This is a genomic window from Mesorhizobium bavaricum, assembly GCF_056781655.1.
Genome location: NZ_CM165566.1, coordinates 2,887,674 through 2,909,610, shown reverse-complemented (window position 1 = coordinate 2,909,610; position 21,937 = coordinate 2,887,674). Strand labels below are relative to the sequence as shown.

Below are 21,937 nucleotides of genomic sequence, written 5' to 3'. Positions count from 1 at the left end.
CTGACTGGAGACAATTCATGCTCGCCGGGAAGGCTCAAGCTTGCGCCAGCATAGCCCAACTAGTGCCATCGCGCAGGCCCATTCGGCCAGGACCGTCTCGATCCCCGCACGGCGCGGTTCGCGTGCCGCCTTCGCGGCACGCGCGCTGCTGCTCGTCACTCGGCGGCCTGAAGAATTTGTGCGTCGACGATGATCCTGATTTCGGCACGGCAAGAGCCGCAATTCGTGCCGGCATGCAGGGCAGTGCCGATCGCCTCGACGCTGGCGCAGCCGCCGCGCACTGCCTGCGCGATCTGGTTGGCGCCGACGCCGAAACAGGAGCAGACGATGGCGCCGCGGTCGACGTCGACCCCGCCCGGCCGCCCGGCCACGATCGCCAGCCTGCCGCGCCGGTCGGCATGATCGGCAGTCAATTGTTCCGCCGCCCAGCCGCGCGACACCGCGACCGGACCGGGCGCGACGAACAAGGCGCCGGACAGGTGATCGCCGTCGAAAGCCGCGATGCGATGCTGGCCGGCATCGCGGTCATGATAGGCGAGCATTTCGGCGGCCCCCGGCGGCGTGCCGAACAAGGCTCCGGCGAAGCCGGCCCAGTCGATGTCGTCATCTCCAAAGGCAAGTTCGACCCGCCAGCCACCCCTGCACTTGGCCACGGCCCAGTAGCTTGCCGTATCAGGCGCCGGCCTCTGCCGCATCACGGCGAAGCCAAAGGCTTTCGCGGCGAATTTCTCGATGCGGGCGGCGACATGTTTCAACGCCGGCTGGCCGGAGACCGGATCGGTGAGCGGCGCGGTCAGCGCGTCGAGCCGGCCCTTAGCCGAGAACTGATCGGTCCAGTGCATAGGCGCAAACAGGCTGCCCTGGCGCTGGCGTGCCGTCACCAGCGCGCGCACCAGCACGTCGCCGCGTGGGCTGGAAACGCGCACGATGTCGGCGTCGCCGATGCCGAAGCGCAGCGCATCAGCCGGGTGGATTTCGACGAAGGGTTCGGCAATGTGCTGGGACAGCCGCGGGCTTTTGCCGGTCCGCGTCATGGTGTGCCAGTGATCGCGGATGCGGCCTGTGTTGAGGATCAGCGGATAGTCCGGGCTGGTACGGGTCTCGACGCTGGGGCGAATGGCGATGAAGCGCGCCTTGCGGTCGGGCGTGTAGAAATTGCCGTTAGCGAAGAAGCGGCTGCTGGAAGGGCCATGTCCAGCCTGGGCGCCTTCCTCTGGCTGACGTCCGGCTTGAACTGGGCCCGGCGCTGGCCACTGGAACGGCTCAAGTGCTGCGTAGGCCTCTGCATCAACCCCCGCAAAGGCACCAATGTCGAAATCCCGCGCGCCGTCATTCTCGAACCCCGACAGCGCGGCGTGCTCGGCAAACACCTCCGACGGCGTCGCATGCGAAAATGCCTCGTCAAAACCCATCCGCTTGCCGACTTCGGCGACGATCTGCCAGTCGGGCCGCGCCTCGCCGGGCAGGTCCAGGAACGCGCGCTGGCGCGAGATGCGGCGCTCCGAATTGGTGACGGTGCCGTCCTTCTCGCCCCAGGCGGCGGCGGGCAGCCGGACATGGGCGTGGCGGACGGTGTCGGTCCTGGCCAGCACGTCCGACACCACGACGAACGGACAGGCCTTGATCGCCGCTTCGACGGCATCGGCGTCAGGCATCGAATCGACTGGATTGGTGGCCATGATCCACAGCGCCTTGATGCGCCCGTCGGCGACCGCCTGGAACATCTCGACCGCCTTCAGGCCGGGCTTTTCGGCAATGGCCGGCGCAGTCCAGAAGCGCTGCACGCGCTCGCGGTGTTCTGGATTTTCGATCTCCATATGGGCGGCCAGCATGTTGGCCATGCCGCCGACCTCGCGGCCGCCCATGGCGTTGGGCTGGCCGGTCACCGAAAACGGCCCTGCCCCCGGCCTGCCGATACGGCCGGTGGCGAGATGGCAGTTGATGATGGCGTTGACCTTGTCGGTGCCCGACGACGACTGGTTCACCCCCTGGCTGTAGACCGTCACGGTCCTGGAGGTCGCGGCGAACAGGCTGTAGAAACGGCCAAGCTCGTCCTCGCCAAGGCCCGTGGCAGCGGCGACGCCGGCAAGGTCGAGCGCCGATGCCGCGAAAAGCGCCTGCCCGAAACCGGTCGTGTGCGCCGTGATATAGGCACGGTCCAGCGCGTTGTGCTGGCCGAGATAGGCGAGCAGCCCGGTGAACAGCGCGACGTCGCCATCGGGCGCGATCGCCAGGTGCATGTCGGCGATGTCAGCGGTCATCGTGCGGCGCGGATCGACCAGCACGATCTTCATCTCCGGCCGCTTTTCCCGGGCCGCCACGATGCGCTGGTAGAGCACGGGATGGCACCAGGCGAGATTGGAGCCGACCAGCACGATCAGGTCGGCAAGCTCCAGATCCTCGTACGTTCCCGGTACGGTGTCGGAGCCGAAGGCGCGGCGGTGGCCGGCGACCGACGAGGCCATGCACAGGCGCGAATTGGTGTCGATGTTGGCCGAGCCGACAAACCCTTTCATCAGCTTGTTGGCGACGTAATAATCCTCGGTCAGCAACTGGCCGGAGACATAGAAAGCGACGGCATCGGGGCCGTGCTCGGCGATGGTTTGCGAGAAGGTCGAGGCGACAAGGTCGAGCGCCTCGTCCCAGCCGGTGCGGCGGTCGTGGATCTCGGGATAGAGCAGCCTGCCGTCGAGATCGATGGTCTCGGCCAGGGCCGAGCCTTTGGAGCAGAGCCGGCCGAAATTCGCCGGATGGTCGGGGTCGCCGCGGACGGACACTTGCCCGTCCGCGGCGACCTTCGCCAGCACGCCGCAGCCTACCCCGCAATAGGGGCAGGTGGTCCTCACCTCGCGCGCTACGTCAATCTCCATGGTTCAGGCCGCGCGGCTGGCCAGCGCTTCCAGCGCAATGAACAGACGCTCGCCCTCGACCCGCACCGGAATGGTGCGCACCGCGCCCTCGTCCGCGCCCAGTGCCTTGCCCGTCTCCAGCGAAATCACCCAGCTGTGCAAGGGACAGGTCACCGCCGTGCCGTGCACGATGCCCTGGCTGAGCGGCCCGCCCTTGTGCGGGCAATGGTCGTCGATGGCATAGACCTGATCGTCGGCGGTGCGGAAGATGGCGATCTTGCCTTCCGGCGTGTCGACGCAGCGCGCGCCACGGCGGGGGATGTCTGACAGCGAGCCTATCGATACCCAGTTCATCTCCATCACTCCGCCGCCTGCGCAAACCCGACCGAGGCCATCGGCCGGAACTCGTGCTTGTCCTTGCCGGACACGCGTTCCGACCACGGGTCGACCTGAGCGAATTTCTGGCTGAAGACGAAGCGATCGAAATAGGCCTTGCGCTTCTCGCCATCGTCCATGATCTGGCGCTTGATCTCGGGGATCCCGATGCGCTTGGCCCATTTGTAGATGCGCTCGAGATAGCGGCCCTGCTCGCGGTACATCTGCGTCAGCGCCACGATATGCTCCAGCGCCTCGTCCTCGGTCCTGACCAGGCCGAGCACTTCGGTGCCCTTGATGTCGAGACCGGCCGCCCCGGCGAAATGGATCTCGTAGCCACTGTCGACGCAGATGACGCCGACATCCTTGCAGGTCGCCTCAGCGCAGTTCCTCGGGCAACCCGACACCGCCATCTTGACCTTGGCAGGGGTCCACGAGCCCCACATGAATTTTTCGATGCGGATGCCGAGGCCCGTCGAATCCTGCGTGCCGAAGCGGCACCAGTCGGAGCCGACGCAGGTCTTCACGGTGCGCAGGCCCTTGGCATAGGCGTGGCCGGAGACGAAGCCGGCCTGGCCGAGGTCGGCCCACACCGCCGGCAGGTCCTCCTTGCGGATACCGAGCATGTCGATGCGCTGGCCGCCGGTGACCTTGACCATCGGAATCTCGAACTTGTCGACGACATCGGCGATGGCGCGAAGTTCGGCAGCGTTGGTAACGCCGCCCCACATGCGCGGCACCACCGAATAGGTGCCGTCCTTCTGGATGTTTGCATGGACGCGCTCGTTGATGAAGCGCGACTGGTAGTCGTCGGCATAGTCGTCCGGCCAGTCGCAGACGAGATAGTAGTTGAGCGCCGGCCGGCATTTGGCGCAGCCACAGGAAGTCGTCCATTCCAGCTCCTGCATGACGGCTGGAATGGTCTTCAGGCGCTTGGCCATGATCAGGCGGCGCACTTCGTCATGGCCGAGCGTGGTGCAGCCGCACATCGGCTGCACGGCGGCCGGGTTGTATTTGTCGCCGATGGTCAGCACCATCAGCTTCTCGACCAGCCCGGTGCAGGAGCCGCAGGATGCGGATGCCTTGGTGTGGGCGCGCACATCGTCGAGCGAGGTCAGGCCCTTGGCCGTGATCGCGCCAGTGATCTTGCCCTTGCATACGCCGTTGCAGCCGCAGATTTCCGCATCATCCGGCAAGGCTGCAACGGCCGCCATAGGGTCCAGCGGGGCACCCCCCTGGTAGGACTGGCCGAAAATGAGCGTGTCGCGCATCTCCGATATGTCGGTCTGCTTCTTCTTGAGGTCGTTGAACCAGGCGCCATCCGCCGTCTCGCCGTAGAGCACGGTGCCGATGATGCGGTCGTCCTTCAGCACCAGGCGCTTGTAGACGCCGGCCGCCGCATCGCGAAGCACGATCTCCTGGCGGTCCTCGCCCTCGGCGAAGTCGCCGAGCGAGAACAGGTCGATGCCGGTGACCTTGAGCTTGGTGGGCGTGTCCGAATGGACGAAGGCCGCAGCCCCGTCGCCGGCAAGCTGGCTGGCGGCGACGCGCGCCATCTCGTAGAGCGGCGCGACCAGCCCATAGACCTGGCCATTGACCTCGGCGCACTCACCGAGCGCGTAGATATCGGGATCGTTGCTGCGCATGCCGGCGTCGACGACGATGCCGCGATTGACGGCAATGCCGGCCTCCTTCGCCAGCGCCGCGTTCGGCCTGATACCGACAGCCATCACCACCAGCGTCGCCGGGATGACTGTGCCGTCGGCGAGCTCAATTTGCTCGACCTTGCCGTTGCCGGTGATCGCCTGCGTGTTGGCCTTGGTGATGACCTTGATGCCGCGCTGCTCCACCGCGCGCTGCAGGAGGTAGCCGGCGGCTGGATCGAGCTGGCGCTCCATCAGCGTCGGCATGACATGCAGCACGGTGACGTCCATGCCTTGCGAATTCAAACCGGCTGCGGCCTCGAGCCCGAGCAGGCCACCGCCGATGACCACCGCCTTGGCCCGCGACTGGGCCGCCAGCATCATCGCCTGGACGTCGTCCAGGTCGCGATAGGTCAGCACGCCCGGCAGATTGTGGCCGGGCACCGGGATGATGAACGGCACCGAGCCGGTGGCGATGACCAGCTTGTCGTAAGGCTCGGTCACGCCATGATCGGACATGACGGTCTTCGTCGCCCGGTCGATGGCGACGATCTTGTGACCTTTGTAGAGGGTGATGCCATGCTTGATGTACCAGCCGTCGCCATGGATGATGATTTCCTCATAGGCCTTTTCGCCCGACAACACCGGCGACAGCATGATGCGGTCGTAGTTCACCCTGGGCTCGGCATTGAAGATGGTGACCTGGTAGCGGCCGGGCGCCTTTTCCAGGAGATGCTCCAGCATGCGCCCGGGGGCCATGCCGTTGCCGATGATGACGAGTTTTTCGGTCATGGTCCTGATCCGCTCCAGTCTCACTCAGCCGCGTAGGAAAGGGCTGGAGCTTCGGCAGCCGCCACGCGCTCCATCCGCCGGATGCTGAAGTGCATCCAGGCAAAGCCAGCGACGACGATCACGAAGAGCAGCATGAAACAGCTCGACCACAGGCCCGTGAGGTCGTTCAGCGCGCCGAAGGCGATTGGCAGCACAAAGCCACCGAGCCCGCCAATCATGCCGACAAGGCCGCCGACCGCGCCAACGCTGCCCGGATAGTAGGCCGGGATGTGCTTGTAGACGGCAGCCTTGCCGAGGCTCATGAAGAAGCCGAGGATGCTGGCGACGGCGATGAAGGCGACCGGCCCGATGGCGAAGTGGAAGGCGATCGGTCCGCTGGTGCCGTGCACGACATAGTCCGCGGGGGGCAGCGACAGGATCAGCGTGGCCACGGCAGACACCGCGAAGGTCCAATACAGCACTGTGCGAGCGCCGATCCGATCGGAAAGCACGCCGCCATAAGCACGGAAGATGCTTGCCGGGATCGAATAGGCTGCGCCGATCATGCCGGCGGTCGCGAGCCCGAAGCCGTAGACACCGATCAGATAGCGCGGCAACCACAGCGATAGCGCCACGAACGCACCGAAGGCGAAGAAATAGTAGAAGGCGAAGCGCCAGACCTGCAGGTTCTTGAGCGGCGCGAATTCCTGCCAGAAGCTTCTCGGCGGTGCGACCTTGCCCGCGCGGCGCTCACGGATCACCGGATCGTCGCCGGTCGTGAACCAGAAAACGACGGCCATGACGACGAGCGCGGCTGCCCAGATCTGCGCAACCGACTGCCAGCCCCAGGCGAGAAGAACGAACGGTGCCAGGAACTTGGTGACCGCGGCGCCGACATTACCGACGCCGAAAATGCCGAGAGCCGTTCCTTGCTTGCCGGCGGGGAAGAAGCGCGAGACATAGGCGACACCAACGGCGAAGGCGCCGCCGGCGAGCCCGACGCCGAGCGCGGCGATCAGCATCTGCCCATAGGTATGCGCAAAAGCGAGCAGAAAGGTCGCGACCGCCGCTGCAAGCATGGTCGCCGTGTAGACCAGCCGTCCGCCGTACCGGTCGGTCCAGATGCCGAGCACCATACGCACGAGCGAGCCGGTGAGGATCGGCGTGCCGACGAGCAGGCCGAACTCCGTCTCGTTCAGCCCCAGCTCCTGCTTTATGCGCACGCCGATGATTGAAAAGATCGTCCACACCGCGAAGCAGACGGTGAAGGCGATGGTGGACATCGTGAGTGCCTGCCGGGAAGCATTGTCCTGGCTCGGCGCGGCTGGGAGATTTGCGGTCATTGTCAGGCTCCGGATTGCGGCGTGGGAGGCACCGCCCTTGTCTCTTCGTTCGCGAATGTCAGCGGTGCGGTATCGGCGAAATTGTTGAAACCGACCTTTGCGCGAACACGTCGAGACCCTTGCCGTCAGTCTTGGCGCCCGCGGGAAAGAGGAGGAGCGCGGCGGTGAACAGCGCCGCCGTCAGCGCGCTGCTGGCCAGGAAATCGCGGCGCGTGAAGTCCGCGAGGGACGCGCCAGTTCCGATCCGTTTCGTCATCGTCGTCTCCGGTTGGGCGCCGCTTGGGACCAGCGCCGTCGTTTGCGTGTTCGGTCAAAACAAAAAAGCTGCCGGCCAGGCCGCACGCGTCCCTCCATCCGGGATCGCGCATTGACCTGAGCGGCAGCTTTGCCTGTAGCGCCCGCCATTGGACGCCGTGTCACTTGGCCCTACGGACCTACGTTCTCAAAAGCAGGAAGCGTGCCAATTGGACAGCGCTCTGAATTATCGAATGAAATCAACGTGAACCGCAGCCGAACGACGTTCGACCAAGCCCGGCGACGGTTCAAAGATTAATCAGAATGCCTTGCACGGCAGCATAATATTTGTGCAATGCGGTAGACTGCCCATTGCCGATGCAGATTGCCAATTGCCGATGGTGAAGTGTCTGTCGCTCATGATGCTATTCCGCGGCTTCGACGAAGCGGTGGCGTTCGTAGAGGAACTTCAGTACCGCCTCGCGGCAGCGCAGGAAGGTGCGGTCCGAAGAGAGTTCGACGCGCCGGCGCGGGCGGGCGAGCGGCACCGCAAGCACCTCGCCGATGGTCGCCGCCGGACCGTTGGTCATCATGACGATGCGGTCGGAGAGCAGCACCGCCTCGTCGACGTCGTGGGTGATCATGATCGTCGTCGAGCCGAGCCGCGAATGGATGTCCATCACCGCGTCCTGCAGATGGGCGCGCGTTAGCGCGTCGAGCGCGCCGAACGGCTCGTCGAGCAGCAGGATCTTCGGCTCCATGGCCAGCGCCCGGGCAATGCCGACGCGCTGCTTCATGCCGCCCGAGATTTCAGCCGGGCGCTTGTCCCTGGCGTGCGCCATCTGCACGAGGTCGAGATTGCGCATGATCCAGTCATGCCGCTCGGCCTTGCTTTTGCTGCGGCCGAAGACTTTCGACACCGCCAGGTTGATGTTCTCGTAGACGGTCAGCCACGGCAAAAGGCTGTGGTTCTGGAACACCACGGCGCGTTCGGGTCCGGGGCTGTCGACCTCCTTGTCCTCGAGCAGCACGGCGCCGGCGGAAACCTTGGTCAGGCCGGCGATCAAATTGAGCAAGGTCGACTTGCCGCAGCCGGAATGACCGATGATGGAGACGAATTCGCCCTTGTCGATGGTCAGCCTTATGTCTTTCAGCACCTCGCTGACCTGATTGCCGCGGGCAAAGGTTTTGTCGATATGGTCGAGTTTCAGATAGGCCGTCATCGCCCTCTCCTCACTTTGCCGTTGTGCCGCGGGTGACGAAGGCGCCGACCGCCGCGACCAGGCGGTCGAGGCAGAAGCCGGTGACGCCGATATAGGCGAGCGCGACGATGATGTCGGGCAGCCGCGACGAGTTCCACGCGTCCCAGATGAAGAAGCCGATGCCGACGCCGCCGGTCAGCATTTCGGCGGCGACGATGGCGAGCCAGGACAGGCCGATGCCGATCCGCAAGCCGGTGAAGATGTAGGGCGCCGCTGCCGGCACCATGATCCTGGCGAAGAACTCGAACTGGTTGAGCCGCAGGATGCGCGCGACGTTGCGGTAATCCTCCGGGATGTTGCGCACGCCGACGGCGGTGTTGATGATGATCGGCCAGATCGAAGTGATGAAGATGACGAACAGCGCCGACGGGCTGGAATCGCGAAACGCCGCCAGCGACAGCGGCAGCCAGGCCAGCGGCGGCACGGTGCGCAGGATCTGGAACACCGGATCGAGGCCGCGCATCGCCCAGATCGACTGGCCGACCAGCGCGCCGAGCGCGACGCCGACGATCGCCGCCAGGCCAAAGCCGATGGCGACGCGCTGCAGTGAGATCAGCACCCGCCACGCCAGCCCGATATCCTGCGGGCCATTGTTGAAGAACGGATGCGCGATCAAGTCGTAGGCCTCGTTCCACACCTGGCTCGGCGGCGGCAGGCTGGCGGTCGGCGACGAGCAGGCGATCTGCCAGACGATCAGCATGAGGGCAATGACGATGGCCGGCGGCACCAGCGCACTCGCCAGTTTGCCGGCGATCACGATCGGATCGAAGCGGCGCCGCGCCTTGACGGTCAAGGCGATGACCTCCGCTGGCTTGGCCGGAAACGCTTTCACCGTTGTGTCCTCGATTGTCTGGATCGACATGTCTGGGAAAACTCCGTGCGGCAGGTCCTGGATCGGAATTGAAGGCGGCAAGCGGCGCCATGGGCGCCGCTTGCGCCGACTATGCCGAGGCCTTGATTTTCAGGCTGTCGAGATAGGCGGACGGGTTGGCCGGATCGAAGATCTTGCCGTCGAAGAAGGTCTCGGCGCCGCGCGACGAGGACGCCGGAATGTCGGCTGCCGCGACCCCGAGGTCCTTGGCCGCCTCGCGCCAGAGATCCTCGCGGTTGACCTGATCGACCAGCGCCTTGATGTCGGTGGTCGGCGCGAACTTGCCCCAGCGGATGTTCTCGGCAAGGAACCACGAGTCATGGCTCTTGAAGGGGTAGGACACGCCGCCCTTCCAGAACTTCATGTAGAGATCGGTTCCGGTGGCGACGCGGCCATTGCCGTAGTTGATGTCGCCCTTGAGGCGGCCGATGATGTCGGCGACAGGCACGTTCATCCATTGCCGCTTGCCGATGATGGCGGCCATCTCGTCCTTGTTCTCCTTGGCCTCGCACCATTGCTGGGCTTCCATGACGGCCATCAGGATGGCCTTGGTGGCGTTCGGGTATTTGTCGATGAATTCGGCGCGCAGGCCGAGCGCCTTTTCGGGGTGACCCTTCCACACTTCGCCGGTCGTGGCGGCGGTGAAGCCGACGCCCTGGTGTACGAGCTGCTCGTTCCACGGCTCGCCGACGCAGAACACGTCCATGTTGCCGACCTTCATATTGGCCACCATCTGCGGCGGCGGCACGACGATGGTCGAGACATCCTTGTCAGGATCGATGCCGCCGGCGGCCAGCCAGTAGCGCAGCCACAAATCATGGGTGCCGCCCGGGAAGGTCATGGCAGCCTTGACCTCCTTGCCGGCCGCCTTCTTGGCGGCGAAGGCGTCCTTCAGCTTCGAGGCATCGAGACCGACGCCGGTGCCGGCATATTCCTGGGCGACCGAAATGCCCTGGCAGTCGTAGTTGAGCCGCGCCACGATCGCCATCGGCATCGGCTGGTTGTTCTGCGTTACCTTGCCGGTGTGCATCAGGTAGGGCAGCGGCGTCAGGATATGCGCGCCGTCGATGCCGTTTGCAGCACCCCCGAGCATCAGATTGTCGCGCGTCGCGCCCCAGGAAGCCTGCTTGAGCACCTCGACATCGGGCATGCCGTATTTGGCGAACAGGCCCTTCTCCTTGGCGATCATCAGCGGTGCGGCATCGGTCAATGCGATGAAGCCGAGCTTGGCGCCGGTGACTTCCGGCGCGGTCGTGGCGGCGTAGGCGCCAGAGGGGAAGAGCTTGCGGGCCGCCATGAACAGCCCCGCCGTCAGCGCGCTGCTGGCGAGGAAATCGCGACGCGTCATGTCCTTGAGTGTCGTTCCAGTTCCGATCCGTTTCGTCATCATCGTCTCCCGTTGGGCACTGCTTGGGATCAGCGCCGTCGATTGCGTGTTCGGTCAAAACAAAAAAGCCGCCGGCCAGGCCGCGCGCGTCCGTCCATCCGGGATCGCGTGTTGACCTGAGCGGCAGCTTTGCCTGTGGCGCCCGCCATTGGACGCCTGTTCCGTGACCCGAGAAGAGTCTGCTTATTGCAAAGCAGGAACCGTGCCAGTTTCGCAATGGATAACAAAAAACAATGAGATCAACGACATGTCACAATCGTCAGTGCGCCGGCCCGCCGGGTGAGCAAGCCAAAGATTGTTCATTAGCGCAGGTGGACGCACAATTTTTGTGCAATGCACAAGAATGGCGCGGAAATGATCAGGCTTCCGCGCGGACCGATTTCTGGCCGGCAATATAGGCGCCGATCTCGTCGGGATCGAAGATCTGGCCGTCGAAGAAACCATCGGGACCGAGCACCAGGCTTGCCCCCGCCGAACCGACCGGAGTCGCGGCCTTCAGCGCGCCCTCGACCTTGGCATTGGCACCGGGAAGTGCGACGCCAAGCGGCTTCAGCGCCGAACGGTAGAGGTCGGGACGGTAGCAGTCGCGGGCGATGGCGAGATTGTCCGGCGTGTGTTCGACATGCCCCCAGCGGACCATCTGCGTGTAGAACCACAGCGCATGGCTCTTCCAGGGAAAGTTCGCCGCCTTGTCGAAGGGCAGGAAGAAGTCGTCGATGGTCCGCTCGGCGCCACCGCCCAACTCGAGGCGTCCCGTCAAGATCGGCATCTGGACTGCCGGCGGTAGGCCGAGGAAGCCGGGCTGCGCCATCACCGCGGCCAGTTCGCCATGGTTGGCCGGATCCTGGCACCAGCGCGCCGAGTGGTGCAGCGCGCGCAGCAGTGCCGCCAGCGCCTCGGGGTTCTGCTCGGCCCAAGCCTTGCGCACGCCGATCACCTTCTCCGGGCTGTTGCGCCACAACAGTGCCTTCACGGTGACGATATGGCCGGTGCCGGCGGCGACCGAGGCGCTGTTCCAGGGCTCGCCGACGCAGTAGCCGTCGATGCGGCCGGCGGCCAGCGCGTCGGCCATGAAGGGCGGCGGCACGATGACGATCTCGATCTCGCGCTGTGGATCGATGCCGCAGGCGGCGAGCCAGTAGCGCAGTTCGTAATTGTGCCCGGAATGCGGATGCACCACGGCGAAGCGCAGCGGGTCGTGGCCGGCCACCGCACGCTCACGGATGAGCGCGCCAAGTGCGGCACCGGCGCGCGCCGGATCGAGATCGGGCGCAGCACCATGCGCTGCCATGCCGGCCCAGACGGCGTTGGAAATGGTGACGCAATTGCCGCCGAGACCGAGGGAGAACGGCACGATGGTCTCGGAGGCGAGCGGCGTCAGCCCGAGATTGCAGGCGAGCGGCATCGGTCCCAGCATGTGCGCGAGGTGGAAGTGGCCGATGGCGATACGGTCGCGGATGTTGGCCCAGGACGTCTCGCGGTGCAGCGTCAGGTCGATGCCTTCCCGCTCGGCGAAACCGAGTTCGCCGGCCGCGACCAGCACGGCGCTGTCGAACAGCGGCATGAAGCCGGCGGTGATCTGATGCCTGGCGCCCATGCTCATTCGTCCTCCGCCGGTCCCAGCAGCCCGGCGGCGGTCACCAGGCTCTGGGCGATGTCGCTTATCTTGCGGTTCTGGTTCATCGCCGTCTTGCGCAGCAGCGTGTAGGCGGCCTCTTCGCTGAGGCCGCGCGACTTCATCAGGATACCCTTGGCGCGATCGATCACCTTGCGGCTCTCGAGTTCGCTGCGCGCTTCTTCCAGTTCGCGCGCCATGCGTGAAAAGGCGTTGAAACGACTGACCGCCATGTCGAGGATCGGCTTGACGCGCTCCTGCCGCAAGCCGTCGACGACATAGGCTGAAACGCCGGCATCGACCGCCGCCTCGATCGAGGCCTGGTCGGAGCGGTCGACGAACATAGCGATCGGCCGCTTCACCGCGCGCGACAGCTGGAACATGTTTTCCAGCATGTCGCGGTTCGGATTTTCGAGATCGATGACGATGACGTCGGGCTGGATCTCGGCGATGCGCCGCGCAATGCCGGTCACGTCATGGACGACGGTGACCCGCTCATGGCCGGCCTCGCGCAACCCCGCCTCGATGATCGCGGCGCGGATGCGGTTTTCATCGATCACCAGGACGGCGAGTGCGGTTCGAACCATGCCCTGCATTGTCACCAAGCGAACGAATTGTGCAATGCGGGATGATCCAAAGCTCGCAACATTCGCCGAGCATGGCGATGGTTTTGCCGGCCTGCACCTCATGGGCGTTCTGCTTGTTGAACAGGCCTAGCGCGGCATCTGGGGCACCCGCAACTGCTGCAGCGTCAGCCTGAACAGCCGCTCACCTTGGCGCGGTCAGCGCTTTGGGCGGGTGTTGTCGCGCTCTCCGGTGCCAAAATCGCGGCACGGATCGGTTTCACGTCAGCCCATCCGCAACAAAACCTGTGGCTAATCCCCCCTCCCCGCCTTCGCGAATATCCGCATCACCTCAGCATTTGTAGTAGTCTCAGCCTGAAAATCTCGGCTGAGAATCAGCCGGGGTGGCGGGCGGCTGGTTGTGGCGACACTCAACGCGCAGGTTCTGGATTTTTTCGACTGGTGGCTCGATGAGTTGCGAGGCGTCTGGTCGCGGGTCGCGCCCAGGCAAAAGCAATCTTCCACAGGCGATTGGATCGTCAGCCTGGCGGACGACGGCATCCGCGCCCGCGAGGCCAACGGGCCGGAGTTCCAGTCGATCCCGCTGGCGCTCACGGCGTCCTCGGACGAGATCCTGGCACTTCTCCAGGGCGGGCCTCGGCGCAAGCGACCGAGCTTCGACATCGCGATCCAGCCCGGGCTGTTCCTGACCCGGCAACTGGCGGCGCGGCGGCTGCCGCTTCGGCAGGCGCGCGACATGGCCGAGCTCGACCTTCTGGCCTCGACGCCGATCGACCCGGCGCAGGTGCATGTCGTCTTCGCCAGGCAGGTCGAGCAGGACTGCGTCTACCATGTCGTCAAGGCGAAGACGCTTGCCGCGGTCCTTGACACGGTTCGCCGGGCCGGCGGGTCGGTCCGCTGCCTGACGCTGTCGCAACCGGAGAGCAGGCTGCGGGCCGATCCGCTCAGCCTCGCCGCCATCTGGCCACCGACCGCGCGTGACCGGCGCGCCAGGACCGTCTGGGTGACGGCCTGTTCGATGCTGGCCGCGGCAGCGCTCGTCACCTTCGCGCATGCGCATTGGCGCACCTGGCAGGCCGGCGCGGAACTCGACGCGCAGATCGCCGACGCACAAGTATTGGCCAAGGCGGCACGCACCGCGCTGCAGAAGCGCCAGACCGGCATCGAGCAAATTGAAAAGATCCGCACCGAAAAGAAAACGACGGCGTCGCTGGTGCGCGTCTGGGCCGAGCTGACGCACCTGCTTCCCGACTCAGCCTGGCTGACCGATCTGTCGGCCAGGGGCGACGACCTGACCATCACTGGGTTTTCCGCTTCCGCCGCCGAGCTGATCAAGCCGATCGACGCATCGCCGCTGTTTTCGGCGCCCGAATTCGCCTCGCCGGTGGTCAGGGTTCCCGGCCAGGACGGCGAACACTTCACCATTTCGGCAAAGATCGGAGCGCTCTGACCATGCTCTCCGCCATCCTCAACACCAGCCCGCTGGTCCGTCGCCTGATAGCGCTCGCCCTCGCGGCGGTGACGGCCTGGGTCCTGGCCTGGGCGGTGCTCGCGGGGCTCGACAGCGTCGCCTCGGCGCAAGCCGGGATCGAGGAAAAGCGGGAGCTTCTCGGCCAGTTGCAAAGCGTGGCGGCATTGGCAAAGCGCCTCGACAGCGCCGCCAGCCCCGTGGCGGCGGCAAATCCCGAGTTTCTCACCGGCGAAAGCGAAGCGATCATTCGCGGTGGGCTGCAGACCCGACTGAACACGATAGCCACTACCAATGGGGTGAATGTGCTATCAGCCGGCAATGCGCCGCTGTTGAGCGAAGCCGGCGTCGATTACATCGGGCTGCGGGCAAACCTTTCGGGGCCGCTGGAAGGCATTCACAACGCCATTCTCGCCATCGAAACGTCGCTGCCGGTGCTGTTCATTCGCGAGGCCACGCTGCGCACGACCGATGTCGGGCCGGTCGCAGGGCGCAGCGGAGACCCCGAGATTTTTGCCGAGATTCTGTTTTACGGCCCGCTGCAAACGGCGGTGGCGCCGGCGCCCGGCGGGGTCAAACCATGACCGGGAAATTCGCCGGCCTGGCGATTGCGGGCTTGATCGCGGGCCTCGTCCTGGTCAACGTCGCGCTCTACGACACGCCGGTCGACATCTCACCTGTCGCTTCCGGCAAGGGACATGACGGCGGCGTGGCTTCGGCGACAGGATCGCTGCAATTTCCAGAGGGTGGCGATTTCAGCGAGACGTTCCAGCGGCCGCTATTCACGCCGACACGCCGGAAATTCGTGGCCCCGCCGGCCGGGCCGCCGCCGGTCGAGGTTGTCGCGGCCGCCGTCGAACAAGCACCGTCACCCCCCGAGGCCCCGCCCGCCGCCGCGCCTTCGCTTCTGGGCATCAGCATTCACGGCGGGGCGGCAAAGGCCCTGCTGCGCGTCGCCGGCAGCGAAACCGCGATCTGGTACGGCAGTGGCGAGACCGTCGACGGCTGGACGGTGTCGGCGATCGACAAGGATCAGGCCGTGCTGGAGCGCAACGGCAAGGTGGCGCGGGTTCCGCTCTATCCTCCATGGAAGAACGCCCCGCCACCACCCCCAAATGCTCAGCTACCGGCCCTGAATGTCCCGCTGCCAGCCACGAATGAACCGCAGCTATGAGCGACCGCCACGAAACCCCAGACACAGGCGGCGACGGCGCGAGCAGCGGCTTTTCACTGGTCGCCGTGCTGGTGTTCATGCTGATCGTCTCGGCAGTCGTCGTCCCCTTCGCCGTGACCGCGAAAACGCGGCTGATGATCGCCAACAACGAGGTCGAGCAGGAACGCCTGTCGCTGCTTGCCGAAGGCCTGGGCAATGTGGTTGCGAGCGAATTGGTCGGTGGCTCGGGAGCGAAAACATTCCCGCTGGATTCCACACCCGCGGCGTGTCGGGAGGGAGACTTCAGCTTCGATGTCCGCGTCCAGGATCATGACGGGCTGATCGACCTCAATGCCGCGGACGATCAATTGTTGGCGCTTGGTTTCGCATCGCTCGGCTTCGAGCGGGAGAGAGCCCAAGCCTTGGCCAAGGCCGCGATCCGGTTTCGTGACAATGCCACGCTGTTGGCTGGCCAGCCCCAATCCAGAAGCCCTGTCGGACCGCCCGAAGACAAGCTGGCGCCGTTCGAATCGGTTTCCGAACTGCAGGAGTTTTCAGCACTTGCGTCGACCCCCTTGCAGACCCTCCACGCTGTTTTCACGGTCAACTCGGAGCGCGGCACGATCAGCGCCGATCGTGCGCCGAACCGTCTTCGCGCTGCTCTTGCCGGCAGCAGCAGCGCGTCGGTCACTGAAGCGGCGGCCGATGCATCGGCCTACACGGTCGACGTGGTGGTAAGACGCGACGAATCCGGCATCACAGGCGAAGCCGCGTTCATCATCAAGAGGTCTCCGGTCAGCCCCACGGCATTCCAGCGCGTCTCCCGGAGCCCGGTCACCGACCCTGGCACACTGCCAGCCGTCGCCGCCACCGCCGACTGTGAGGTGCTTTTCGGCACTGAGGCGGCGCAGCTCCTGCACGGGTGGAGCTCATGAACGCTTCTTCGCAGCCCCTTGGCCAGACCCAGGGGATCGAAGCGTTTCTTGCCTTTCTCGAGGGTGAGAAAGTGCTGACCGCGCACGCGGCCCAGCGCGCTTTGGGGGCATCGCGAACATCCGGGCACCCGTTCGATACGGTGATGACCGAACTCGGCCTGATCGGCGAGCAGGAGCTTGCCAACAGCCTCAGCCGCTACCTCAACGCACCGACGCCGGTCGAGATTCCCGAACAGGTCAGCCCCGAATTGCTGGCAGGCGTGCCGCTGGCCTATCTGCGCGAAAACGCGATCCTGCCGCTGCAGATGGATGCCGAGCGGCTGGTTGTCGCCGTGGCCGATCCGTTCTCGTCGGCAACCATCGACGCGCTCGCCTTTCACTATGAGCGGACACTGGCGCTGCGCATATTGCCAAGGCGCACGATTGGCGAATGCATCGACCGCATCGAGCAATCGGTCATGGCGGCCGTTTCAAATGGCGGCAACGGCGGCGAAACCCTGGATTTCGGCCCCGACGACCTCGAACGGCTGAAGGATTTTGCCCGCGAGGCGCCGATCGTTCGCTTCGTCGCCGAGACCATCCACAAGGCGGTCGATGCGAGAGCCACCGACATCCACATCGAGCCGCTCGAGGATCACGTCCGCATCCGCTTCAGGCATGACGGCATGCTGTCCACCGTCGACACCGCATCGATTGCGATGCTGTCCGGCATTTCCACCCGCATCAAGATCCTGTCGCGGCTCAACATCGCCGAACGTCGCTTGCCGCAGGATGGACGCATGCGCATTGCCGTGCGCGGCCGCGACATCGACCTGCGCGTCTCGGTCATTCCGTCGATTCACGGCGAAGCCATCGTGCTTCGAATTCTCGACCGCGCCGGGGTCGAATTGCGGTTGGAGAAACTGGGTTTCGACGGCGCCGCGCAAGCGAAAATCCGCAACATGTCGCAAGCCGCCAACGGCATCGTGCTGATCACCGGGCCGACCGGAAGCGGCAAGACGACGACGCTCTACTCCATCCTCGCCGAGCGTTCGCGACCGGATGTCAAGATTTTCACCGTCGAGGACCCGGTCGAATACCGGATGGCCGGCATCACCCAGCTGCAGGTCAATCCGGCGATCGACCTCGACTTTGCCGCTGCCCTGCGTTCTATCCTGCGGCAGGACCCCGATATCATCCTGCTCGGTGAAATTCGCGACCGCGAGACGGCGCAAGTCGCGGTCCAGGCGGCCCTGACCGGCCATCTGGTGTTTTCGACACTCCACACCAACAGTGCGGCGGGGGCGCTCACGCGCCTTCGCGATATGGGCATCGATGGCTATCTGCTCGGCGCGACGATCCGAGGCGTCATCGCACAGAGGCTGTTGCGTCGCATCTGCCCGACCTGCCACGGCGCGGACCAGACCGTTCCAGCCTGCCGCACCTGCAACGGCTCCGGCTACAGCGGGCGCACGGTGACCTACGAAATGCTGCAGGTGTCGCCACGCATCGCCGAGCTCATCGACCAGGGTGCCGGTGAAATGGAGATCGGGAAAATTGCCGCCGAAGACGACCTCGTGCCGATGTCCGTCCACGCAACCGCACTTGCCCGATCGCAGATCACCACGATGGACGAAGTCCGGCGTGTCATCGATCTCGCAGGAGGCGGCTGATGCCGGCCTTTGCCTATCGAGCCTATCTCGTCGACGGTAGCACCGAGACCGGCGTTCTCGATGCTTCGACCAAGCAGGAGGCCGCCCGCAAACTGGCGCAGCAGGGCCGCCGTTCCTATCATCTTGCCCCGGTGAACGGCGAGAGGCAGCAGCTTCGCCTGCCGGGGCGCAGCGCGCTGACTTTTACCCGCAGGGTCGATCTCGGCCGTCTGTTTTCCGAGCTCTCGGTGCTTCTGAACGCCGGTTTCACTGTCGATCGCGCCTTGAGCGCGGTTATTTCGGGCGAACCCAACCACCAGCGGCGCCAACAGCTGCAATCGGTGCTCGATCACACGACAGGCGGCCGGCCGATCGCCGAAGCATTCGCCGGCATGCCGGGCATGACCTCCGACGTTGCCGCCTTGCTCGCCAGCGGCGAGCGCAGCGGCAAGATGGCCTATATATGCCAGCGGCTGGCGGATACGTTTGAGGCGACAGCCAAGCGCCGTGCGGCAATCGTCGAGGCTTTGGCCTATCCGGCTTTCCTGCTGCTGGTCATGAGCGGTGCGCTGGTCATTCTGGCGACGGTTCTGGTGCCGGCACTGGAACCTATCTTCGAAGGCTCATCCGCGCCAAAGCCGTTCACCATGACCATGCTTTCGGCGCTCGGCACGGTATTCAGGGACTATCCGTTCGTCTTCCCGCTGGGGGCGGTCCTGGCCCTGCTTTCCTATCTTTTGCTGTCCCGGTCCGCCGACGCCAGAAAGCGCCTGTCGCATTTGCTGTTGAAGATTCCGCTGATCGGCCCGCTGGTCAAGGATGCGGTGATCGCGCGCTATCTGGAAACGCTTGCGCTGCTGCTCGGCAATGGCGTGGCGATGACCGAGGCGCTTGGCCTGGCCGCCAAGGTTTCCAGGCAGAGCTCACTGGCGGCGAGCTTTGCAACGATCGAAGAAACCGTCGCGAACGGCGCCCGCCTGCATGGCGCGATCGTCAAGGCGGGGATTTTCGACAACGCCACGATGTCGCTGGTCTCGCTGGGCGAAGAGGCGAATGCACTTCCGGTGGTGCTGGATCGCGCCGCGAAAATGCTTCAGCTGACGCTGTCGCGGAGGATCGACACGGTGCTGAAGCTGTTGACGCCGGCGCTGACGATTTCGCTCGGTTTTCTCGTCGGCAGCCTGGTCATTTCAGTGATGACCACGATCCTCAGCATCAACGACCTGGCGCTGCAATGACAGCGCCGGGAGCCACCGCGCCGGCGGACGCAACGGCCGGATTCACACTGGTCGAAATGCTGGTCGTGCTGGCGATCATGGCCCTTGTCGCGGCTATAGCCGCACCGGGGCTCGTCAGCAATTATCGGACCAGGAACGTGGAGACGCTGGCCGGCGAGATCACCATGCGGCTGCGCCTGTCGCGCACATCGGCAATCGCCAGCGCCAGGCCGAAGCAGGTCGTTGTCGATCTCGGCGCTCGTGTCATCCGTTTTGGCGAGCGAGACATCGTCACCCTGCCGGACGACGTCAAAATGACGGTCGTCACCGGCCAGGAGACTGTCGTCGCTGGCCGGCAGACGGTCCTGACCTTCCTTCCTGACGGCAGCGCTTCCGGCATGGATATCTCCCTGCAGAAAAAGGGACGGACTACGCGCATCGCCGTCAACTGGCTGACCGGGCTTCCAACGTGGCGCGCACTGCCATGACAGGACCATCGTCGCGAGCCTCCTCCGAAGACGGGTTCTCGATCCTGGAGATGATCGTCGCCATGACCATTCTGGCGCTTGTGCTGGGCATCGCCAGCCAGTCGATCGTGCTGGCGAGCCGCAGCATCGCCGCCGCCAAGCGCCAGGTCGAAGCCGCCAGGACCGTCCGTATGATGCTGGCCGACTACGAAGCCCACGTCCAACCCATGGCGCAGAACATGACGCAAACCGGCTGGACCCTGAAGACCCGCACGATGGACGTGTCGAAGGCAAAGGTAACCGCTGTTCTCATCGAGAAGACCGGTGGAGCGTTTCCAGGCAGGTCGTTTTTGACCTTCGTGCCCGTGCAGGACCCGGCGCGCCGATGAGCGGCCTGTTCTCTCGCGCTCGCTCGAAGGTCCGCGCCGATCGCGGACGGTGGCGTCTGTCAGGCGCCCCTCCGCTCGGCCGCAAATCGCCGCCGGGACCATCCGCGTCGGTTGAGGGTTTTGCGCTCATCGACGTGTTGGTCGGACTGGCCCTGATCGGCGTGATCACATCGCTGATGATGGTCTTCCTGAGCCAGGCCCGAACGATGGTGCGTATTGAAAAGGCAACCGAATTCCAGATGGAGGTCGACGCCGCATCGCGGTTTCTTGAAACCGCGATCAGCCACGCCGAGCCATTGCCACTGTCCAAGTCGTCGCCGGATATGGTGCTTTATCTCAACGGCGACAGTGCCCGGATCGAATTCAACGCCGTCCAGGCGATCGGCTTCAAATCCTCCGCACTGCGCGAAATAGCTGTTTCGCTTGGCGATGGTGGCCACGCCGGAGGCGCGCTGGCCATTGTCCAGAAGACACGGCGCGGCAGCGGAGCCGGCACGTCGACGCAGAGCCAACCGGTGCGGCTGATCGGCGGTGTGAGTGCCATGAAATTCGAATATTTCGACGGTTCGGCGGCGGCCTCATCGTGGTCGCCGAGCTGGAATGTGCCACGGCGCCTGCCCGCCGCCGTGCGGTTCACCATCTCGGTTCTGCGGGATGGTGCGGCCTATTCGGCGAGAGGTTTTGCACGCCTCGACCTGGCACATGCCCAGGTGCAGCCGCGCACGAAATGAAGACCTCGTTCCTGTCGGAATGAAATCCGGTCAGTTGGTGACGTCCTGGTCTTCGCCGGTTCCATCCGGCTTGCCGTCTTTGCCAAAGGTGCGGATGATCACGCCGCTCGCATCGGCCTTCACTTCGTACGAATAAGGCCTCCCCCACGGATCCTTCAAGCCGGTTGTTCCCTTGAGGTAGGGGCCGTTCCAGCGCGCTTCGCCGGCGGGCGCCGTGACCAAAGCCGAGAGCCCCTCTTCCGCGGTCGGGTATTTCGCGTTGTCGACATAGTAGAGTTCGAGCGCACTTTCGATGTTGCGAATTTGCGCCTTGGCCGCATTGGTCCGGGCCGAGCCGAGATAACGCAGGACCTGTGGCGCGGCGAGCGTCGCGATCAACGCGATGATGGCCAGCACGACCAGGAGCTCGACCAGGGTGAAGCCGCTTTCGCGATCGTCGCGTTCGCCGACAGATTTTCTGGCGCGCCCTTCGGAAGCGTGTTTGTCGGAAGGTTTGATAAAGCGCAGAGTGATCATCAGAGCAGTCCCATGTTCAAACCGGCAAATTGCTCCAGCGCCCAGCTGCAGCCGAGGCCGATGGCGACAAATGGACCGAAGGCGACGCGGGCCCGCGCCGCCGCAGGCCCTGTCGCAAGCACTTGCCCGCCGACGAACAGCAAAGCGCTGGCGCTGGCGATGAACAGCAGCATCGGCAGCAGTAGCGGGCTGATCCAGCACGCGGCGGCGGCGAGCATCTTGACGTCGCCGAGGCCGAGACCGATCCTGCCGGTCATCAGGAAATGACCGCGTCGGATCAGCCAGGCAGTGGCAAGAGTCGCGGCGGCGAACAGTAGCCGCACGGGGACGCCGTCTGCGTCTGTCGCCATCTGGTAGCCAAGGCCGACGCCAGCCAGAGCCAGGTTGAGCCCGTCCGGGATGATCTGCCTGCGGAAATCGGCAATTGAAATGGCGACGAGAATAGCCGCCAGGGCGACCGTCGCAGCCAGCACCAGAGATGGGTGCGTATCCATCG

At 65.0% G+C, this 21,937-nt stretch carries 21 protein-coding genes; 9 read left to right on the top strand and 12 right to left on the bottom strand.

Annotated elements, in window-relative coordinates:
• Positions 1-155: 155 nt before the first annotated feature.
• The 10 genes from AC1RZR_RS14165 to AC1RZR_RS14120 form a co-directional block, all read right to left on the bottom strand.
• The gene (locus AC1RZR_RS14165; RefSeq protein ID WP_481828676.1) at positions 156-2,870 is read right to left on the bottom strand and encodes a nitrate reductase; all 2,715 of its coding nucleotides are present in this window, start codon (positions 2,868-2,870) and stop codon (positions 156-158) included.
• Between the two features lie 3 nt (positions 2,871-2,873).
• The gene (nirD, locus tag AC1RZR_RS14160; RefSeq protein WP_477270836.1) at positions 2,874-3,209 is read right to left on the bottom strand and encodes a nitrite reductase small subunit NirD; all 336 of its coding nucleotides are present in this window, start codon (positions 3,207-3,209) and stop codon (positions 2,874-2,876) included.
• Positions 3,209-5,659, bottom strand: a complete 2,451-nt coding sequence (gene nirB / locus AC1RZR_RS14155) for a nitrite reductase large subunit NirB (protein ID WP_481828675.1) — start codon at positions 5,657-5,659, stop codon at positions 3,209-3,211. Before nirB ends, nirD begins: the two co-directional genes overlap by 1 nt.
• Positions 5,660-5,679: 20 nt before the next feature.
• The gene (locus AC1RZR_RS14150) at positions 5,680-6,981 is read right to left on the bottom strand and encodes an MFS transporter (RefSeq protein WP_481828674.1); all 1,302 of its coding nucleotides are present in this window, start codon (positions 6,979-6,981) and stop codon (positions 5,680-5,682) included.
• 58 nt (positions 6,982-7,039) lie between these two features.
• Complete coding sequence (locus tag AC1RZR_RS14145; RefSeq protein ID WP_477270830.1) at positions 7,040-7,237, bottom strand: hypothetical protein; 198 nt, start codon at positions 7,235-7,237, stop codon at positions 7,040-7,042.
• A 403-nt stretch (positions 7,238-7,640) separates the two neighbouring features.
• Positions 7,641-8,438: an ABC transporter ATP-binding protein gene (locus AC1RZR_RS14140; protein ID WP_477270828.1), complete on the bottom strand. Its 798-nt coding sequence runs from the start codon at positions 8,436-8,438 to the stop codon at positions 7,641-7,643.
• A 10-nt stretch (positions 8,439-8,448) separates the two neighbouring features.
• A complete protein-coding gene (ntrB, locus tag AC1RZR_RS14135) occupies positions 8,449-9,339 on the bottom strand; it encodes a nitrate ABC transporter permease (protein ID WP_481828673.1) in 891 nt (296 codons plus the stop codon).
• Between the two features lie 79 nt (positions 9,340-9,418).
• On the bottom strand, positions 9,419-10,735 hold the full coding sequence (locus AC1RZR_RS14130; RefSeq protein ID WP_481828672.1) for a CmpA/NrtA family ABC transporter substrate-binding protein: 1,317 nt from the start codon (positions 10,733-10,735) through the stop codon (positions 9,419-9,421).
• A 358-nt stretch (positions 10,736-11,093) separates the two neighbouring features.
• Positions 11,094-12,332 (bottom strand): CmpA/NrtA family ABC transporter substrate-binding protein, encoded by a 1,239-nt coding sequence (locus AC1RZR_RS14125; RefSeq protein ID WP_481828671.1) that lies wholly within the window; start codon positions 12,330-12,332, stop codon positions 11,094-11,096.
• A 2-nt stretch (positions 12,333-12,334) separates the two neighbouring features.
• Positions 12,335-12,937 carry an ANTAR domain-containing response regulator gene (locus tag AC1RZR_RS14120; RefSeq protein WP_379098428.1) on the bottom strand — a complete coding sequence of 201 codons (603 nt, stop codon included), beginning with the start codon at positions 12,935-12,937 and terminating at the stop codon, positions 12,335-12,337.
• Positions 12,938-13,334: 397 nt separating this feature from the next.
• On the opposite strand from AC1RZR_RS14120, the gene AC1RZR_RS14115 reads away from it, so the two are divergent.
• The 9 genes from AC1RZR_RS14115 (at position 13,335) to AC1RZR_RS14075 (ending at position 20,925) form a co-directional block, all read left to right on the top strand.
• Positions 13,335-14,384, top strand: a complete 1,050-nt coding sequence (locus tag AC1RZR_RS14115) for a PilN domain-containing protein (protein WP_481828670.1) — start codon at positions 13,335-13,337, stop codon at positions 14,382-14,384.
• 2 nt (positions 14,385-14,386) lie between these two features.
• A complete protein-coding gene (gene gspM, locus AC1RZR_RS14110; protein WP_481828669.1) occupies positions 14,387-14,986 on the top strand; it encodes a type II secretion system protein GspM in 600 nt (199 codons plus the stop codon).
• A complete protein-coding gene (locus AC1RZR_RS14105; protein WP_481828668.1) occupies positions 14,983-15,576 on the top strand; it encodes a hypothetical protein in 594 nt (197 codons plus the stop codon). The genes gspM and AC1RZR_RS14105 overlap by 4 nt, the downstream gene beginning before the upstream one ends.
• A 77-nt stretch (positions 15,577-15,653) precedes the next feature.
• Positions 15,654-16,490 (top strand): hypothetical protein, encoded by an 837-nt coding sequence (locus AC1RZR_RS14100; protein WP_481828667.1) that lies wholly within the window; start codon positions 15,654-15,656, stop codon positions 16,488-16,490.
• Entirely contained in the window at positions 16,487-18,142 is a 1,656-nt protein-coding gene (locus tag AC1RZR_RS14095; RefSeq protein ID WP_481828666.1) for a GspE/PulE family protein, read from the top strand. Before AC1RZR_RS14100 ends, AC1RZR_RS14095 begins: the two co-directional genes overlap by 4 nt.
• Positions 18,142-19,359: a type II secretion system F family protein gene (locus AC1RZR_RS14090; protein ID WP_481828665.1), complete on the top strand. Its 1,218-nt coding sequence runs from the start codon at positions 18,142-18,144 to the stop codon at positions 19,357-19,359. Before AC1RZR_RS14095 ends, AC1RZR_RS14090 begins: the two co-directional genes overlap by 1 nt.
• Positions 19,356-19,826 carry a GspH/FimT family pseudopilin gene (locus AC1RZR_RS14085; protein WP_481828664.1) on the top strand — a complete coding sequence of 157 codons (471 nt, stop codon included), beginning with the start codon at positions 19,356-19,358 and terminating at the stop codon, positions 19,824-19,826. The genes AC1RZR_RS14090 and AC1RZR_RS14085 overlap by 4 nt, the downstream gene beginning before the upstream one ends.
• Positions 19,823-20,194 carry a PulJ/GspJ family protein gene (locus AC1RZR_RS14080; protein WP_481828663.1) on the top strand — a complete coding sequence of 124 codons (372 nt, stop codon included), beginning with the start codon at positions 19,823-19,825 and terminating at the stop codon, positions 20,192-20,194. The genes AC1RZR_RS14085 and AC1RZR_RS14080 overlap by 4 nt, the downstream gene beginning before the upstream one ends.
• On the top strand, positions 20,191-20,925 hold the full coding sequence (locus AC1RZR_RS14075; RefSeq protein WP_481828662.1) for a PulJ/GspJ family protein: 735 nt from the start codon (positions 20,191-20,193) through the stop codon (positions 20,923-20,925). The genes AC1RZR_RS14080 and AC1RZR_RS14075 overlap by 4 nt, the downstream gene beginning before the upstream one ends.
• A gap of 30 nt (positions 20,926-20,955) precedes the next feature.
• Here the strand turns inward: AC1RZR_RS14075 and gspG are convergent, their stop codons facing one another.
• Both gspG and AC1RZR_RS14065 read right to left on the bottom strand, forming a co-directional pair.
• Entirely contained in the window at positions 20,956-21,441 is a 486-nt protein-coding gene (gspG, locus tag AC1RZR_RS14070) for a type II secretion system major pseudopilin GspG (protein WP_477270801.1), read from the bottom strand.
• Entirely contained in the window at positions 21,441-21,935 is a 495-nt protein-coding gene (locus tag AC1RZR_RS14065; RefSeq protein ID WP_481828661.1) for a prepilin peptidase, read from the bottom strand. Before AC1RZR_RS14065 ends, gspG begins: the two co-directional genes overlap by 1 nt.
• Positions 21,936-21,937: the final 2 nt, after the last annotated feature.

Bases quoted from the DNA above. Each gene is read 5' to 3' on its own strand.
- AC1RZR_RS14165 (WP_481828676.1), bottom strand. From the start codon at position 2,870: ATGGAGATTGACGTAGCGCGCGAGGTGAGGACCACCTGCCCCTATTGC.
- nirD (WP_477270836.1), bottom strand. From the start codon at position 3,209: ATGGAGATGAACTGGGTATCGATAGGCTCGCTGTCAGACATCCCCCGC.
- nirB (WP_481828675.1), bottom strand. From the start codon at position 5,659: ATGACCGAAAAACTCGTCATCATCGGCAACGGCATGGCCCCCGGGCGC.
- AC1RZR_RS14150 (WP_481828674.1), bottom strand. From the start codon at position 6,981: ATGACCGCAAATCTCCCAGCCGCGCCGAGCCAGGACAATGCTTCCCGG.
- AC1RZR_RS14145 (WP_477270830.1), bottom strand. From the start codon at position 7,237: ATGACGAAACGGATCGGAACTGGCGCGTCCCTCGCGGACTTCACGCGC.
- AC1RZR_RS14140 (WP_477270828.1), bottom strand. From the start codon at position 8,438: ATGACGGCCTATCTGAAACTCGACCATATCGACAAAACCTTTGCCCGC.
- ntrB (WP_481828673.1), bottom strand. From the start codon at position 9,339: ATGTCGATCCAGACAATCGAGGACACAACGGTGAAAGCGTTTCCGGCC.
- AC1RZR_RS14130 (WP_481828672.1), bottom strand. From the start codon at position 10,735: ATGACGAAACGGATCGGAACTGGAACGACACTCAAGGACATGACGCGT.
- AC1RZR_RS14125 (WP_481828671.1), bottom strand. From the start codon at position 12,332: ATGGGCGCCAGGCATCAGATCACCGCCGGCTTCATGCCGCTGTTCGAC.
- AC1RZR_RS14120 (WP_379098428.1), bottom strand. From the start codon at position 12,937: ATGGTTCGAACCGCACTCGCCGTCCTGGTGATCGATGAAAACCGCATC.
- gspM (WP_481828669.1), top strand. From the start codon at position 14,387: ATGCTCTCCGCCATCCTCAACACCAGCCCGCTGGTCCGTCGCCTGATA.
- AC1RZR_RS14105 (WP_481828668.1), top strand. From the start codon at position 14,983: ATGACCGGGAAATTCGCCGGCCTGGCGATTGCGGGCTTGATCGCGGGC.
- AC1RZR_RS14100 (WP_481828667.1), top strand. From the start codon at position 15,654: ATGCTGATCGTCTCGGCAGTCGTCGTCCCCTTCGCCGTGACCGCGAAA.
- AC1RZR_RS14095 (WP_481828666.1), top strand. From the start codon at position 16,487: ATGAACGCTTCTTCGCAGCCCCTTGGCCAGACCCAGGGGATCGAAGCG.
- AC1RZR_RS14090 (WP_481828665.1), top strand. From the start codon at position 18,142: ATGCCGGCCTTTGCCTATCGAGCCTATCTCGTCGACGGTAGCACCGAG.
- AC1RZR_RS14085 (WP_481828664.1), top strand. From the start codon at position 19,356: ATGACAGCGCCGGGAGCCACCGCGCCGGCGGACGCAACGGCCGGATTC.
- AC1RZR_RS14080 (WP_481828663.1), top strand. From the start codon at position 19,823: ATGACAGGACCATCGTCGCGAGCCTCCTCCGAAGACGGGTTCTCGATC.
- AC1RZR_RS14075 (WP_481828662.1), top strand. From the start codon at position 20,191: ATGAGCGGCCTGTTCTCTCGCGCTCGCTCGAAGGTCCGCGCCGATCGC.
- gspG (WP_477270801.1), bottom strand. From the start codon at position 21,441: ATGATCACTCTGCGCTTTATCAAACCTTCCGACAAACACGCTTCCGAA.
- AC1RZR_RS14065 (WP_481828661.1), bottom strand. From the start codon at position 21,935: ATGGATACGCACCCATCTCTGGTGCTGGCTGCGACGGTCGCCCTGGCG.